Here is a 16,106-nt window from a genome sequence, read left to right on the forward strand (position 1 = left end):
CCTCTCGAATGGCCCTCAGTGTCTGGGCCTGATCGGCGCCCATGGCCACTTGTGCCACATACACATAGCCATAACTCATAAAAATGGCGCCCAGGTCCTTTTTGGCGATCTGCTTGCCTCCGGCGGCGAATTTGGCCACCGCCGAGGTCGGTGTAGCCTTGGAGGACTGCCCGCCGGTATTGGAATAGACCTCCGTATCCAGCACCAGCAGATTCACATCGCGGTTCTGGGCCAGCACATGGTCAATGCCGCCAAAACCAATATCATATGCCCAACCGTCACCGCCGACTGCCCATACGGACTTTTTCGCTAAATACTCTTTATTCTCCAGAATATAGGCTACGTCCGGTGTCTGCTCAGCAGTGCTCAGCGCGGCGATCAGCATATCAGAAACGTTCCTGGACTTATCCCGATCATTCCAGGCCGCAAGATAGGCCTCTACGGCCTCAGTAGCCGTTCCCTCATCCCGCAGAGCCTCCAAACGGACAAGCAACTCTTTGCGCAGTGTATCCTGCGCGTGGAAAAAACCATAGGCGAATTCTGCGTTATCCTCAAACAGTGAGTGCTCCCATGCGGGACCGAACCCCCGGCTGTCCCGGCAGTACGGCAGGATGGGCGCGCCGCCGCTGTAAGCTGAGGAACAGCCCGCCGCGTTGCCAATGTACATCCGGTCCCCCGCCAGCTGGCTGAGGAGTTTGAGATATGTTGTCTCCGCGCACCCCGCGCAGGCAGCGGAAAATTGGAAGTACGGCTTCGCGAACTGAATGGCCTTGACGGTTTCGTCACTAATTACATCCCTCTTGAGATACCGCTCATCCATGGCCACCTGGTCAAACGCGGGCTGCTCCTGTTTCATCTCCTCAAAAGGCGTCATATTCAGCGCACCCTCAACTGGGCAGGCCGTCAGACACACGCCGCATCCCAGGCAGTCGTACGGCGAGACCTGCATGCGGAAGAAATAGCGGGAATCCTTCCCCAGCCCCTTGGCCTGTACAGTCTCAAACGGAACCGCTATTTCCGTCCTCTCCTCCTCTGTAAGCAAAACCGGACGGATCGCCGCGTGCGGACAGGACATGGCGCAGCGATTGCACTGAACGCATTTGGCACCGTCCCACCTGGGGACAGACATCGCCGTCCCACGTTTGGAATATGCGGAGGTGCCGTTTTCCCAGGTTCCATCCAGCATACCGTACTTTTGGAAAATAGATATTGGCAGCCGATCTCCCTGCTGGCGGGTCATGGGCAGAACAATGTCTCGCGCAAAGGGCGTAACCGCCATCTCCGGGGCGGGAACATCAGAGGCCTCCGCCCAGCCAGCCGGGATATCCACCTTCACCGCGGCGCTGACTCCCAAATCCACAGCCTGATTATTCAGATCGACGATCTTCTGTCCCGCTTTTTTGAAATAGGAATTGTAGTTATTCTTTTTCATGTCCTCCACGGCGATATCCAGGGGAATCACCTTTGTCAGGGAAAAAAATGCCGCCTGAAGGATATTGTTGATCCGGCTGCCGAGGCCAATCTCCCTGGCCAGCTTTCCGGCGTCGATTATATAAAACTGAGCGCGCTTGCGGCACAGATCCCGTTTCATCTTTGCGGGAAGCCGCCGTTCTAGCTCCGCTTTCGTCCAGGGGCAATTCAACAGGTAGATGCCGCCGTCCCTCAGGTCCTCGGTGGTGTCGTATTTGTCCACATAGGTCGGAGCGTGGCAGGCAACAAAATCCGCCGAGGACACCAAATAAGTGGAGCGGATGGGCCGGTCGCCAAACCGCAGATGGGACTGCGTCAGTCCTCCGGATTTCATGGTGTCATAGGAAAAATAGGCCTGGGCATATCGGTCTGCCGTGAGACCAATGGTGGTGATGGCATTTTTGTTCGCGCCTACAGTCCCGTCGCCGCCCAGCCCCCAAATCTTGCAGGAGATCTGTCCGGGATGCGGCAGTTCAATCTCGCTGTATTCCAGAGACGTGTGCGTAACGTCATCACAGATTCCAATAGTAAAATCATTTTTAGGCGTGTCCCGGCAGAGGTTGTCATATACGGCAATCAACTGTCCCGGCGTCGTATCCTTTGAACCGAGGCCGTATCGTCCTCCCACCACTTGAATATCACTCCGTCCCGCCTGACTCAGCGCCGCGATCACATCCAGGTACAGTGGTTCACCCACGGAGCCCGTCTCCTTAGAGCGGTTCAGTACCGCGATTTTCTTACAGGAAGCGGGAATTGCGGCGGAAAAATGCCGGATAGAGAAAGGACGATACAGATGGACCTGAACCAACCCTACCTTTCGGCCCTGCGCGTTGAGATAGTCGATGGTCTCTTTCACCGCCTCAGCGGCAGAGCACATCACCACAATGACCTCCACCGCGTCAGCCGCGCCGTAGTAGTTAAAGAGCTGATAGTTCCGGCCTGTGAGGCGGCCGATCTCATCCATATAGTGCTGTACGGTTTCCGGCACAGCCGCAGCTTTAATATTAGCCCCCTCTTTACACTGAAAATAAATATCCGGATTGACATTGTTGCCTCGATTCGTGGGGTGCTCCGGATTCAGGGATTGCCGCCGGAACGCGCTCAGCGCCTCGCTGTCCATCAGGCCCCGCAGGTCCTCATAATCCAGCGTTTCAATCCGCTGCATCTCATGGGAAGTGCGGAAACCGTCAAAGCAGTGCATAAACGCATATCTGGCATGAATGGCCGACAGATGTGCCACGGCAGCCAGATCCATGGCCTCCTGCGGAGACGAGGACATCAGCATGGCATAGCCTGTGGTGCGGCATGTCATAAGGTCCGTATGATCCCCAAAAATCGAGTGATGGTTGCTGGTTACCACCCGGGAGGCGATGTGCATCACATTGGGGAGAAACTGGCCACCCATTGCATACATGGCGGGAATCATCAGCATCAGGCCCTGAGAGGAGGTAAAGGTGGTTGTCAGAGCCCCCGCCTGAAGGGAGCCGTGACAGGTGCCCGCTGCACCGGCTTCAGACTGCATCTGAATGACATCCACCGGAGTGCCAAAGAGATTCTTCCGGCCTTTGGCTGACCACTCATCCACCTTTTCCGCCATGGGAGACGAGGGGGTAATCGGATAAATTGCCGCCACCTCCGTAAAGGCGTATGCTGCGTGAGCCGCCGCCGTGTTGCCGTCCATAACGGCATATTCTTTACCCATGTTGTGACCGCTCCTTTCCGCCGGTCCGCAGAAGTAAAACAAAGGCAAGCCCTTCCGCGGCACGGCAGCTAATATTTATCGGTATGTGCTTTCCGGTGCTGGATACCTGGTTCAAATATGAAAGGGCCGCGAACGCGGCCCTTTCATGCGCTGTCCGCAAAGCCGCGCGGCAAAAGGAAAATCCGTGCGGCTTCTGACAGAGCGTATTACAGCTCCAGTTCTTTGCGCAGATTTACCACAAAATCCTGTACGTTTGTGACGATGTTCCAGGTGCGGAGGATTCCTCGGTCTTTCAGCTTGTTTGGCGGTATACCTATACTTCCTCAAAGGTCGGTGTCTCTCAGGCACCATTACCAGCACAGAAATCGGCATATGCGCTTCCAAGCAAAGTGGAAGCCGTCAGACCTGTCCTGCAACACAATTGGACTCGCGAACATCGTCACTACCGGTTCCAGCATATTGATGATGGAGGCTTTCGCTGCCCCAATGCGGTGGATCCCCGCGTTCAGGAAGAGAATTGCCGAGGCACTGGCGGCAAGCCATGGCACAGATAAGATCCCGCGCGCTCAGATGAATCGGCATGGTATCTGTGAAAGACTGGTTCGCATCCGCCTTGGCAGCGGCGGAAGTACAAAGGTATAAAATGCCCATAGGGCAGGCAAAACAGGTTTGTAATGAGAGTTTCCGTCTCGCCGGAGGGCAGCAGAACCCCGATGACCCGCAAGGAAATATCCCGGTTTAAGTCCAGCATGAAATCGCCACCTAGGGTTTATCTACTACATAGTTCCACTTGCTTTTGCGGCGCATCAGGAAACGGATTCCATTGCCCTTGAGGAACGCGAGGATTTTGTGTCCGGATAGCCCTAGCCGAACAGAATCGGTTTTGCGAGGCAACCTTCGATCCTCTTAGAGCAGTTCCCGGAAATAATGAGAAAAAAGGAAGCAAGGAGGGGAATGCAGAACAAGGCGGAGGATGCGGGCGGGCTGATGCCCGCCAGGGACAACAACGCAGCTACGTTTTCCGGAACGCTGAACTTTTCTCAGTGTTTTTGGGAATTGCTCTAGGTGCTAGATGTGCCCCATTGCCTGTGCCCTCTCCATGGTTGGATACGAATCAATGGCGGCACCGGGAATTTTTGTATCATTCGTTATTTGTCCTTAAGTTATTGACATTGATAAGCCTATTGGCGCGAAGCGCACCTTTGTGAAATCAATCGCCGCAGAGGTGGCAGGCAACAAAGTGGCCGGGGAAAATTTCCTTCAAAACGGGAGCCTCCTGGTGGCACCGCTCCTGACAATGCTCGCAGCGGGCGGCAAAGCGGCAGCCGGGCTTGGGATCCACGGGGCTGACGACCTCGCCCTTGATGACCTTGACCTCCTTGTTGCGCATGGAGATATCCGGCTCCGGAATGGCGGACAGCAAAGCCTGGGTGTAGGGATGCACAGGCTTTGCGAACAGCTCGTCGGAACTGGTGAGTTCCAGGCACTGGCCAAGGTACATGACCATGATGTTATCAGAGATATGCTTGACAACGCTCAGGTCATGGGTCACGAACATATAGGTCAGGCCCATGTCATCCTGCAGATCCATCAGCAGGTTGAGGATCTGTGCCTGGATCGAGACATCCAGGGCGGAAACGGGTTCGTCGCAGACGATGAACTTGGGGTTGACGGACAGTGCACGGGCAATGCCGATACGCTGACGGCGGCCACCGTCCAGCTCGTGGGGATATGCCGTAGCATAGCGCCGGGCCAGCCCAACCACGTCCATCAGATGTGCGGCGCGGTTAAAAATCTCGCGCTTCTTGGGCAGCGTCTTGTTGATGATCATGTACTCGGCAATGATCTCAATGACGGACTTACGGGGATCAAGACTTGCGTACGGGTCCTGGAAGATGATCTGCAGTTCCTGACGCATCTTCTTCATCTGCCGGGCATTGTACTTGGTAATATCATCACCATTATACAGGATCTGTCCGGAAGTGGGCTCAATCAGGCGCAGAATGGTGCGGCCCAATGTGCTCTTTCCGCAGCCGGACTCACCGACCACGCCGATGGTTTCGCCGGCGTATACTTTCATGTTGATGCCGTCGACTGCGTGCAGGAAGGACTTGTCGCCTACCTTAAAATACTTTTTCAGGTCTACAGTCTCAATCAGAGGGATTCTCTCTTCTGCCATAGCTTAGTCCTCCTTTTCCTGGTGAAAGAGATGGCAGCGGATGGAGTGCGTGCCATCGGTATGGACCTCCGGAGGGACCTCCTTGCAGATCTCCATGCATTTGCCGCAGCGCGGTGCAAATTTGCAGCCCTTAGGCAGATTGGTGGGATCCGGCATCAACCCGGCGATGGGCTGCAGACGGGTGGTTTTCGACTTGAGATTGGGCAAAGAGGCAAACAGACCGTCTGTATAGGGGTGGTGTTTGGCGTGAGTAAAGATATCCTCAGCGGTGCCGAGCTCAATGATCTCACCGGCGTACATAACGGCTACATTATCGCAGGTCTGTGCCACAATCCCTAGGTCATGGGTGATCATAATCATGGAGGTGCCCAGACGGTCACGCAGATCGCGGATCATCATCAGCACCTGCGCCTGAATGGTAACATCCAGGGCGGTGGTGGGCTCGTCTGCGATCAGCAGATCGGGCTCGCAGGACAGTGCGATAGCGATCACAACACGCTGGCGCATGCCGCCGGAGAACTGATGGGGATACTCGCGCTTTCTGGCGGGGGGAATACCCACCAGGGTCAGAGTTTCATCGACGCGCGCCTCGATCTCCTCCTTGGAGCGGCCCGCCTCGTTGTGGACCTGCAGCGCCTCGGCGATCTGCTCGCCCACGGTCAGCACTGGGTTCAGGGAGGTCATGGGATCCTGGAAGATCATGGCAATCTTATCGCCGCGGATCTTGCGCATGTGGGCCTCCGGCAGTTCTACGATGCTCTTGCCCTCAAAGGTGATGGAGCCGGAAGTGACTTTGCCGGTACGTTCAGGTAGAAGGCGCATGAGCGTCAGCGCCAGCGTGGTTTTACCGGCGCCAGTCTCGCCCACCAGACCTAGCGTGGCACCTTTTTCCAAAGAGAGGGTGACATCATTGACGGCATACACAGTCTCTAGATCGGTTTTGTAGATGACGCTCAGATTCTTAATGACTAACATCTTTTCTGTGTCACTCATGATGATAATTCCTTTCTGCCGGCGTCAGTTCTTCAGACGGGGATCCATAGCATCGCGCAGGCCGTCGCCCAACAGGTTCACGGAGAAAGCAGTCAGAACAATGGACAGCGCGGGGAACAGCACCAGCGAGGGAGCACGCAGCATATCAACACGGGCACTGGACAGCATGGAGCCCCACTCAGGCGCGGGGGCAGGCAGGGACAGTCCAATGAAGCTCAGAGTGGACTGATAGATGACCAGGCTGGAGACATTCAGTGTCACGTTAACCAAAATGATACCCAGCGTGTTGGGGATGATATGGCTGATGATGATACGGGCAGAGCTGGCTCCGCCGGCGCGGGCAGCCTCAACATACTCCTGGTCGACCAGGTTCAAAACGCCGGAACGAACCAAACGGACATAGTTTGTGAAGTATGCCAGAGTCATTGCGATAATCAGTACGGGGATGCTGGAGCCCAGGGCGGCCACGACCACCATGGTGAACAGCAGGTCGGGGATGGACATGAAGATATCTAGAGCACGCATGATAACCATATCGACCTTGCCGCCGAAGTAACCGGCGACAGCGCCCAATGTGCAGCCGAAGAGGCAGGAGCTGATGGAAGCTGCAACTGCCACCAGCAGCGAATTACGGGCGCCATGCACCAGACGGGACAGAACGTCACGGCCATAGCTGTCGCCGCCCAGAGGCTGTTCAGCGGACATGGGAGCCAGCTTGTTTTCAGGGATCTGGACAACACCAGCGTCATAACTGACGATAACGTCTGCAAAAATGACGACCAGAATAATGCAGATCAGCAGAAACAGACCGATCATTGCACCCCTATTTTTTTTCAGCCGACGAAGGATCTCTTTGGCCTGACTGGGACGTTTGAAGTTGATGTCCTCACCATCGAGCATGTCGGCAACGGGACGAGTAGAAGTTTTAGCCATTGAGATCACCACCCCTTACTGTATTTGGCTCGAATACGCGGATCAATGAATGCATAAATCACGTCCACGCCGATCATCAACAGAGTGAAGCAGATGGACACCATAACGGCGCAGCCAATGACCATGGGCTCATCCTTCGTGCTGATGGACTCAACGATCAGAGAGCCGACGCCCGGGATGGAGAACAACTGCTCAGTGGTGACCATGCCGGCCAGCAGGCAGCCGAAACGCATACCGATAGAGGTGACCACGGGCAGCAGCGCGTTCTTCAGAGCGTGTTTCCAGATAACCGTGCGCTCAGCAACGCCTTTGGCGCGGGCGGTACGGACATAGTCCTGGCGGATAGACTCCAGCATGGAGGACTTGGTGAAACGCAGATAGGCAGACAGCTCACAAATTGTAGCTGCAATAACAGGCAGCACATAGTGCTTCGCTGATTTCAAGCCAAAGGATGGGAACCAGCCGAGCTTCAACGCGAAGATGTACATAAGCAGGATACCGACAACGAAGCTGGGTACAGCAGCCAAGAAGAAGGCGATCATCGTGGGGATGGTATCCATCAGCGAGTTCTGCTTAACTGCCGACAAAATACCCAATGGGACACCTATGCAAACCGATAGTACGAGGACTAAAACGGCAAGGCGCAAAGTAATCAAAAAACGGGGCCAGAGTTCATCAAAAACATCCAGCTTGGTAGAATAGGACTGACCAAAGTTGCCTTTGGTGACGATATTTTTCAAGTAATTAAACCAACGGACAAGAACCGGATCATTATAGCCCAGCTCTTCGTTCATTGCCTCTACCTCCGCCGCAGTAGCGTTGGGTCCCAGGATCATACGACCAGGGTTACCGGGCGTAATATTCATAACAATGAAGATGATCAGGGTAACGCCAAGCACGGTGGGGATCAGGAACAACAGACGCTTGATAATATATCGATGCATGTTTTCCCTGCTTTCTAACGGAAGATTTTATTTTAAACGTGTGTGAATAAAGGTGTGCAACATCCCTGCGGATATGCGGAATAGAAATTGTGTGCAGGCGGCTTTTCCCAGCCGTCTGCACACAATTCTTTACCAAATAACGGCTTTAGTTGGAGCGAATCAGATGTGCCGGTCAGGCGTTCCAGCTCCAGTCATAGACACGATAATCGGTGGGAACAGCAACAGCATTCAGACCCTTGTTGTAAGCAATGCAGGAAGGAATGGTGATGACGGGCGTCAGAGTGTGGGTGTCATAGAAAGCGTTGTACATTTCAGTGTAGATAGCGATACGCTTATCCATGTCAGCGGTGGAGGCGCCTTCCTTCAGCCATTCATCGAACTTGTCGGACAGGTCGTTGAACTTGCCGGCAGGGCCATCGTAGACGCAGTTTTTGATGCCGACAGAGGCGGAAGCGGATTGCTGCTCGAAGTTGTTGAAGTCGTAGTTACCGCAGTCATAAGCCATAGCCAGATCGTACTCCTGCGCGACCAGACGGTCACCGGCGACGGAGTAGTCCTGAACGACCAGCTTGGATCTGATGCCAGCCGCCTCCAGCTGAGCGTGAATAGCAATGGCGTAGCTCTCGTTACGGCCAGCAGCGGCGAGGAACTCACCGACGTCAACGCCATTGGGATAGCCGGCCTCTGCCAGGAGCTGCTTTGCCTTCTCCAAATTGAAGGGGATGGGATTCTCCAGAGAGTCGGCAGAGGGAGCAGCGGCAGCGTAGCTGGGGTTGATGTACATATAGGTGGGAGTGCCGTAACCATCGCAGACCAGCTTGTTGACGCCGTCACGGTCGATGGCATACATGATGGCCAGACGGACTAGGTCATTCTGCAGGATCGAGCCATAGGTCGGGGACTCGATGTTGATGCAGAATGTCATAACCTCGTTGGACTCCTTCTCAATGCAGGTGAACTTGTCGGAAGACTTGATGTCCTCCCAGTAGGAGATGGGAACGATCATGTAATCGACTTCGCCATTTTGCAGAGCGGTGATAGCGGAGGTATCATCCTCGATCACGTTCCAGGTGATCTTGTCGATCGCGGCCTTGCCGCGATGATAATCCTCAAAAGCAACAGCGCTCCAAGAGGTCATGGGATTATAGTTATCCTCATCCCACATATAGGGGCCGGTACCGGCCTTGTTGGCAATCTTACCAAAGTTGTCGCCCTGCTCGGTAACTTCTTTCTGGGACAGGATCTTCACCTTGTGAAGCATGTGGCCGATGGGTGAGAAGGACTCCTTCATAACGATCTTGACGGTGTAATCGTCAACTTTCTCGACGTGGTCCAGAGGACGGACGTAAGAGGCCTGCTTGGGACTGTTCTGAGCGAGGTTGTAGCTGAAAACAACGTCATCGGCGGTCATGGTCTCGCCATTGTGGAACTTGACGCCCTGCTTTAAGGTGACAATGTACTCGCTGGCATCGTCGTTGGCCTCGATCTCTTCAGCCAGACGCAGGTCATAACCGCCGTTGGCCTCGTTCAGATCATACAGCCCTTCGTAGATGTTCTCGTGAACAGTGTACTCATGTGTGTTGGTGGTTTGATTGGGGTCGCTGGTGGTCAGGAAAGCGGTGTTACGAAGAGTAACAGAATTCTCGCTCTTGTCGCTTCCTTGGTTCCCGCCGCCGCAGCCGGCCAGAACAGTGGCCAGCATCAGAGCGGACATGAATAGAGAGATAAACCTTTTCATTTTTTCCTCCTGCCTAAATTTGAATCCCATCCATATATGTACCACTATGTACTACGGTACACACTAGGTGGCTTCATAAATTATATACTTGTATATACAGCATTGTCAAGTAGAACAAGTTAATCACGTCAAAAAATTGTCTGTTCCAACAAAATTACCAATAAAAATACAGGCGTATCGACCAAAGACGCGGAGAAAATTTCCTTATTTGGCGGCCATTTCCGCCCTGCGTAAGAATAATTTTGCATGGGAATATCAACCATGCAAAGTTCTTCGTCAGCCCTGCAGAGAAGTATCATGATCGGCCGAGCCTGTCTTTGCCCCATCCGCAGCACCGAATATTTCGGAACAGTTTCGAGACCGCGCCTCGTGAAATCGAGGATGCGGACAACCTGCAACACATTGATACAGCTGTCGCAGATATATCAAAAAATTTATGGAGATTGTGCGCCAGGATTCCCGGCACGGCACAAGACTAACAAAAGACAACGTTTACAGGTAAAATGGATAAAAACAACAATACACTCGTGCAATATTGCGGATTGAAACAACTTCCAAAAAAGAACTGCGGACAGTCATGCGGAGATATGACAAAAGCCGCAAAGTACAAACTTCCTGCATAAAGCAGAACACGGTGCAGCCCTTACACCAAGAACTGCACCGTATCCTACATGAAAACTTCGCTGTTGGTCTGTGCCAAAGCAGGACGTTACTTAAAATCAGGTCAGCGGCTCACACACCGGCGACACAGGTGATCTCAAACAGGTAGGGCTCGGCAACGGTGGGCGCCACAACGGTGTAGCGGGCGGGGCCCACATCCATGTTCAGGAAGAGTCGATCCCACACCTCGTTGGCGATAGCGCGGTCCTCACGCTTGGCGATGAAGATCTGGCAGAACAGAACCTTCTCCAGGCTGGAGCCGGCAGCTTCCAGAACGTTCTTCATGTTGATGAAGGCCTGCTCGCACTGAGCCTCCAGACCCTCCTTCAGGGCTCCGTTCTCGTCCTCACCGACCATGCCGGAGACGAACACCAGGTTGCCGTATTTGATGGCCTGGGAGACGTTGTGGGTGGGAGTGACAGCCAGGGGGGTATACACCTTTTCCTTCTTGAATTCCATAGTGGTACTTCCTTTCAAATAAATGATTTATCTTCGGCCGGTACCAGGATCTCAACAGTACCGTTGATACCGTCGAGTCTGATGTAATCGCCGTCATGGATTTCCACACAGGGATCGCAGCCGGCTGGGAAATCGGCGACACAGGGACGTCTGGTGTTAAAAATGGCGGTGCCGCACTTGGAGTCCATCGTGGTGAATACATAGCCGCTGGGGCCGACGCCGTTGTACTCGCTGTTGCGGAACATATCAGACCAGCCCAGAGAGCCGCGGCTGCAGGGGAGTACAACGATCTTGCCGGCAAAGCTGTCGCCATAGTGGACGTTGCCCTTTTCGGTCACCACGCCGGTCTTCACATCAGCCCCATTCCAACCGACGATGCTGTCGGGACAGACGAAGGCATAACCTTCTACCACGGGGCCCCAGGCGGGACGGCCCCGGATGATCTTATTCTTACTCATATCGTCTCTTAACCTCCCAATAACCACTGATGGCAGCGTCAATGACCTGTTCATCGGAACCGTAGTAGATCGGGCAGTCCCGCTCATCCCTGCTGCCGTTGCACAGTTTGAAGGAAGACAGACCGAGGGACTTCGCGCCCTTTGCCACGTTGATCGTACGGAGGATGCAGCCACTGGTCAGGATCTCCACGCCCCAGTGCTTCAGGTCCTGAATGATGTGGGCCTGCTGGGCCATAGCGTACTGGGCAATGTTGGTGAACACGCAGAAGCGGACGCCCTCCTTGACCTTTCTGCCGTTCATGTAACGCCAGATCTTGATCAGCTCCTCGGCGGAGCAGTTGGGGCAGCCGACCTGCAGATAGTCGGCCGGGCCGGATTCCTTGTGGCAAACCTCATCCCAATAAGTCTGCAGGATCTCGTTGGTGATGGTGAAATCCGCCACAGGCTTGTGGCCGCCCATCGCCATCTCATAGGTCTGCGCCTCGGGGGACACACCCACGATCAGACACAGCTCGCAGCCGCTGGTCACAGCCAGAGCGGTGAAGAACGTCTTCAGCTTGATTAGGTCAGGCCGCTCGAAATCGCCGCAGATGACGGGGACGGCATTGGGGGCCAAACGACGGCCCACAGCAGCGCCCAGCAAATCCCAGTCGGTCTTGTCCCCAGTGTCACATGCCACATGGAACACGTGAGTGCCGTGGCGATTCTCGGGCAGGTGCAGGCCCCACTTGGGAGCGCGACCACAGATCGCGGTGCAGAAAGTGGTATTGCCGCCGCCGCCGTAGCCGCGGGCGCCCAGGATGGAGTTGCTGTAGAGCACGTTACTGGACTCGGTGGTGACGAAATACTCGCCCATTACAGGTAGCCAGCCGGCCAGATAGGGGGCGCAGGTGGAGCCGATCATCACGCCGCGGTCAGCCGCGTCGGAGAGGATCTGGCGGTTGTTCTCATAGAACTCCTTGGTCTGCTGGGGCCACTGCCACTGGAACGTGTCGCAGCAGTGTACGTCATCCATGACGTAAGTGCTTTCGTTAAAGCTGTTGAAGGTGGCGGGATCCAGACCCGGGCATTTCAGCTTGGTCTGCCAGTCGTGATAGCCCATGGCCAGAATGTCAGGCCGATCCAGATTGCCATCGGGGAAGTCAGCTGGCTCGCAGGTGGAGCCGCAGCACAAATGCGCCTTGGTGATGGGTACCAGCTCCTCGGCGCCCAAGATCTGTGCATAGTCGATGATCTTCTGCAGAGCAACCTGCTTGGCAGCGCCGAACTCGCCGTCGAGCATGCGCTGCTCATAGGGGGTCAACCGAATCATATCGCGCAATCTCCTCTCATAGTTGGTTTGTGATTTCCTGTACGATTATATACAACCTATGTATGCTGGTATATACAGGTTTTCTTATAAGTCTATCATAGATGCATTTACCTAAAAGTCAAGACATTTTTTTGAGGGCAAAAATATTTGATGGGCGATCGCAGACCAAAAATTTGGGGAGATTTAGTGAAACTGCACAGTTTGCCGCAACAGAATTATTCAAAATGCGGTTTGCCTTTTCAGGCCCAACGAACCGTCCTAATATATACCGGTAAATCACCGATGAAAAATACTGAGAGGCGGGAAAACAGTGAAAATTACGATTGGCAGCGACCAGCATGGTTCGGCCTATAAGCAGATGATCATGAAGGTGTTCTCTGAGAACGAATATGTGGATGTGGGTACTTTTGATACGGAGCCTGTCAGATGTTTTGGCATGGCAGAAAAAGTGGTGTACCGTTGCATGGTGGCAGTGTCCGAGGGCGCCAAGAACACCGCCACCTATGACGAGCTGGTGGAGGTTGACTTGATGGGCAATATCTCTTATGATAAGAATGGTATGAAGTGTCCCACCAGATACGCTTCTCCGCCAACCCTTATGAAGGGACTCCTGTCGCTTCCCTGCCGGGAGGCCTGTTCAAGACCAGAGAGGAAGTCACGGGCAAGCTGCTGGAGGGTGAAAAGTGCGTCTCTACCCGCTGGAATCAGTGCTCTATTGACGGCGCCCTGTGGCGGCCATAACCTGCGCCTGCAGAATAACCTGCCCGATACCTGCCCGATCATCTGCTCCATAGAGGGCAACTACGACAATCCCGACATCAACCATATCGTCATCACTGCTGGGCTTCAGTATCTGACCCGCTTTACTAGCACCAACTAGGTTGTGTCCTATCAGAGAAGATTTATGAATGTCGTCAACAACGACAGCAAGAAATGAGATAGGAGATTTAAGCTATGGAAAAAAAGCTGATGGGAGTATTTGCCCCCATTTCCACTCCTTTTACCGCTGACGGCCACGTGGACTATGGAGGTCTTGCCAAAAACGCAAAGTATTATGCCGCCGCCGGTCTGAAGGGCTATCTGGCACTGGGTTCCAACGGCGAGAACAAGAGCCTATCCAACAAGGAGAAGCTCCGCGTGCTGGAGGCCGTCGTTCAGAACAAGGGCGAAGGCCAGACAGTCATGGCGGGCTGTATCTTTGAGTCCACCATGGAGACTATCGAGATGGGCAAGGAGATGTGCAAGCGCGGCACAGACTTCCTGACGCTGCTGCCTCCCTGCTACTTCAAAAACCAGATGACCGACGATGTGCTGCTGCGCTATTTCTCTGACGTGGCGGACGTCATGTCTGTCCCCTGCCTGGTGTACAACGCACCCCAGTATGCCGGCGGTGTGGGCCTGAGCCCGAAGCTGATCCGGCACTGCGCCGATCACCCTAACATCGTGGGTGTGAAGGACAGTTCCACCGGCAACATGGAGGGCATCCTGTTCGCCGTGAGGGATAAGCCTGACTTCACTGTGATGGCAGGCTCTGTCAACAATTTTTTCACCGCTATGACCATGGGCGGCGCCGGCGGCGTTCTGTCCCTGTCCAACTCTTTCCCCGAAGTGACGGTGGAGTTGTACAACCTGCTGGTAGAAAAGAGGTATCCGGCGGCCATTGCCCTCAATGCCCGCCTGCTGGAGATCAACCGTGCCATCGGCGGTGCCGGCGGCGTGGCCGCGGTAAAGGCGGCCATGGATATGAACGGCCTGGTGGGCGGCGATCCACGTTTGCCCCTGCCGCCCCTGACCGCGGAGCAGAAAGAGGCCCTGAAGGCCAAGCTCAAGGGTTTTGGTCTGCTGAACTGAGTTGAGAAGTCCCATCAAAATTCACGATCACTAATATTGATTGGAGGAGCGAATTATGGCAAAATATGATTTTATGAGCTTTGGTGAGGCAATGGTGCGTTTTACCCCTCCCAGACATGACCGTCTGGGTCAGGCAGAGGAACTGCAGCTGGGCATTGCCGCTTCCGAGCTGAACTGCTGTGTCAATATTTCTAACCTGAGCCGTAAGATGCTCAAGCCTCAGTTGAAAACCGCTTATGTCACCAAACTGGTGGATACCTGGGACGGCGACTATATCATCAAGCACGCCCAGATGCACGCCGTGGATATGTCCAATGTCGTGGTGGAACCCTATGACAAAATCGGCCGCAATGGCCGCAACGGCAAGTGCTTCATCGAAGTGGGCATTGGCCCGCGCCCTGGCTATCAGACCTATGACCGCGGCCACTCTGCCGTTTCTAGTATCCAGCCCGGCGACATCGACTGGGAGAAGGTGCTGGATACCCGTTGGTTCCACTCCACTGGCATCGTGACTGCCGTGGGTGAGCATACCGCCACTGAGGTCCTGGCTGCTCTGAGGGCCGCCAAGAAAAACGGCGCCACCACCTCTTTTGACCTGAACTACCGTCACACCCTGTGGAGTATGGAAGCTGCCCAGGCCGCCATGGCGGAGCTGATGCCCTACATTGATGTCATCATCGGCAACGAGGAGGACTTTGAGACCATGCTGGGCATCAAGGCTGATAATACCGACGAGAACTACTCCAAGATTGATCCCATGTGCTACAAGAGGGTAGCCGAAAAGGTCATGGAGGATTATCCCAATGTTCAGATTGTGGGTAGCTCCCTGCGTGAGGTCACTTCCGCTTGCCTGAACAACTGGCAGTGCGTCATGATGACCCGCAACGGTTACTTTGTCTCTCGCAAGTACATGAACATCGAGATCTATGACCGCATCGGCGGTGGCGACTCTTTCGCCTCTGGTCTGATCTGGTGCCTGATGGAGGGCAAGCCAGAGCAGGAATGCATCGACTTTGCTACTGCTTACTCCGCCTTGTGCCACACCATCCGTAATGACTGGAACTTGGTCACCACGGAAGAGGCCTATGACGTAATGAATGGCGGCTCCGCCCGCGTGAAGCGCTAAACCGGCAAAACCCAAAACCACAGATGAAAAGAGGACACCTGATGGGCAATGCCATTAGGCCCTGTATGAAAAATAAATATTGTATGAATAAAGAGTTAGTGCAAAAATAGGGACATGAAGCGGTATGAATTAACAAAAGTACTATGGGAGCACATAAAAGAGCTGCTGCCGCCGGAAACGGCGGGATGCGGGGCCGGCCTCGGAAAGATGACCGAAACATACTCAATGGGATGCTCTGGACCGCCCGCAGCGGAGCACAGTGGCGGGAAATGCCGGAGGCA

13 protein-coding genes and 1 pseudogene are annotated in these 16,106 nt (G+C 54.4%); 4 read left to right on the forward strand and 10 right to left on the reverse strand.

The window, feature by feature from the left end:
- From nifJ to QZ326_RS05865, 10 genes are all read right to left on the reverse strand, one after another.
- The coding region (gene nifJ / locus QZ326_RS05825; RefSeq protein WP_295742490.1) for a pyruvate:ferredoxin (flavodoxin) oxidoreductase at positions 1-3,172 on the reverse strand (3,172 nt) is incomplete at its 3' end.
- Between the two features lie 350 nt (positions 3,173-3,522).
- On the reverse strand, positions 3,523-3,720 hold the full coding sequence (locus tag QZ326_RS13410) for an EamA family transporter (protein WP_365328501.1): 198 nt from the start codon (positions 3,718-3,720) through the stop codon (positions 3,523-3,525).
- Positions 3,721-4,382: 662 nt separating this feature from the next.
- Positions 4,383-5,351 (reverse strand): ABC transporter ATP-binding protein, encoded by a 969-nt coding sequence (locus QZ326_RS05830; RefSeq protein WP_295742494.1) that lies wholly within the window; start codon positions 5,349-5,351, stop codon positions 4,383-4,385.
- A gap of 3 nt (positions 5,352-5,354) precedes the next feature.
- Positions 5,355-6,344 (reverse strand): ABC transporter ATP-binding protein, encoded by a 990-nt coding sequence (locus QZ326_RS05835; protein ID WP_295742496.1) that lies wholly within the window; start codon positions 6,342-6,344, stop codon positions 5,355-5,357.
- A gap of 24 nt (positions 6,345-6,368) precedes the next feature.
- The gene (locus QZ326_RS05840) at positions 6,369-7,277 is read right to left on the reverse strand and encodes an ABC transporter permease (RefSeq protein WP_326171590.1); all 909 of its coding nucleotides are present in this window, start codon (positions 7,275-7,277) and stop codon (positions 6,369-6,371) included.
- Between the two features lie 5 nt (positions 7,278-7,282).
- Complete coding sequence (locus QZ326_RS05845) at positions 7,283-8,221, reverse strand: ABC transporter permease (protein ID WP_295742499.1); 939 nt, start codon at positions 8,219-8,221, stop codon at positions 7,283-7,285.
- Positions 8,222-8,393: 172 nt separating this feature from the next.
- Positions 8,394-9,959, reverse strand: a complete 1,566-nt coding sequence (locus tag QZ326_RS05850; protein WP_295742502.1) for an ABC transporter substrate-binding protein — start codon at positions 9,957-9,959, stop codon at positions 8,394-8,396.
- 732 nt (positions 9,960-10,691) lie between these two features.
- Positions 10,692-11,078, reverse strand: coding sequence for a RidA family protein (locus QZ326_RS05855; protein WP_295742504.1), 387 nt, complete (start codon positions 11,076-11,078; stop codon positions 10,692-10,694).
- A 14-nt stretch (positions 11,079-11,092) separates the two neighbouring features.
- Positions 11,093-11,536 (reverse strand): aconitase X swivel domain-containing protein, encoded by a 444-nt coding sequence (locus QZ326_RS05860; protein ID WP_295742506.1) that lies wholly within the window; start codon positions 11,534-11,536, stop codon positions 11,093-11,095.
- Positions 11,529-12,848, reverse strand: a complete 1,320-nt coding sequence (locus tag QZ326_RS05865; protein WP_295742509.1) for an aconitase X — start codon at positions 12,846-12,848, stop codon at positions 11,529-11,531. Before QZ326_RS05865 ends, QZ326_RS05860 begins: the two co-directional genes overlap by 8 nt.
- 310 nt (positions 12,849-13,158) lie before the next feature.
- Between QZ326_RS05865 and QZ326_RS05870 the strand changes: the two genes are divergently transcribed.
- The 4 genes and pseudogenes from QZ326_RS05870 to QZ326_RS05885 form a co-directional block, all read left to right on the forward strand.
- On the forward strand, positions 13,159-13,728 hold the full coding sequence (locus QZ326_RS05870) for a hypothetical protein (RefSeq protein WP_295742511.1): 570 nt from the start codon (positions 13,159-13,161) through the stop codon (positions 13,726-13,728).
- A gap of 74 nt (positions 13,729-13,802) precedes the next feature.
- Positions 13,803-14,699 carry a dihydrodipicolinate synthase family protein gene (locus tag QZ326_RS05875; protein WP_295742514.1) on the forward strand — a complete coding sequence of 299 codons (897 nt, stop codon included), beginning with the start codon at positions 13,803-13,805 and terminating at the stop codon, positions 14,697-14,699.
- A gap of 55 nt (positions 14,700-14,754) precedes the next feature.
- Positions 14,755-15,825, forward strand: a complete 1,071-nt coding sequence (locus tag QZ326_RS05880; RefSeq protein ID WP_295742517.1) for a sugar kinase — start codon at positions 14,755-14,757, stop codon at positions 15,823-15,825.
- 114 nt (positions 15,826-15,939) lie between these two features.
- Positions 15,940-16,106: pseudogene (locus tag QZ326_RS05885) on the forward strand (transposase); the annotation flags it as partial.

It is taken from the genome of uncultured Oscillibacter sp. (assembly GCF_910587525.1).
Taxonomy (GTDB): domain Bacteria; phylum Bacillota; class Clostridia; order Oscillospirales; family Oscillospiraceae; genus Oscillibacter.

Bases quoted from the DNA above. Each gene is read 5' to 3' on its own strand.
- QZ326_RS05830 (WP_295742494.1), bottom strand. From the start codon at position 5,351: ATGGCAGAAGAGAGAATCCCTCTGATTGAGACTGTAGACCTGAAAAAG.
- QZ326_RS05835 (WP_295742496.1), bottom strand. From the start codon at position 6,344: ATGAGTGACACAGAAAAGATGTTAGTCATTAAGAATCTGAGCGTCATC.
- QZ326_RS05840 (WP_326171590.1), bottom strand. From the start codon at position 7,277: ATGGCTAAAACTTCTACTCGTCCCGTTGCCGACATGCTCGATGGTGAG.
- QZ326_RS05845 (WP_295742499.1), bottom strand. From the start codon at position 8,221: ATGCATCGATATATTATCAAGCGTCTGTTGTTCCTGATCCCCACCGTG.
- QZ326_RS05850 (WP_295742502.1), bottom strand. From the start codon at position 9,959: ATGAAAAGGTTTATCTCTCTATTCATGTCCGCTCTGATGCTGGCCACT.
- QZ326_RS05855 (WP_295742504.1), bottom strand. From the start codon at position 11,078: ATGGAATTCAAGAAGGAAAAGGTGTATACCCCCCTGGCTGTCACTCCC.
- QZ326_RS05860 (WP_295742506.1), bottom strand. From the start codon at position 11,536: ATGAGTAAGAATAAGATCATCCGGGGCCGTCCCGCCTGGGGCCCCGTG.
- QZ326_RS05865 (WP_295742509.1), bottom strand. From the start codon at position 12,848: ATGATTCGGTTGACCCCCTATGAGCAGCGCATGCTCGACGGCGAGTTC.
- QZ326_RS05875 (WP_295742514.1), top strand. From the start codon at position 13,803: ATGGAAAAAAAGCTGATGGGAGTATTTGCCCCCATTTCCACTCCTTTT.
- QZ326_RS05880 (WP_295742517.1), top strand. From the start codon at position 14,755: ATGGCAAAATATGATTTTATGAGCTTTGGTGAGGCAATGGTGCGTTTT.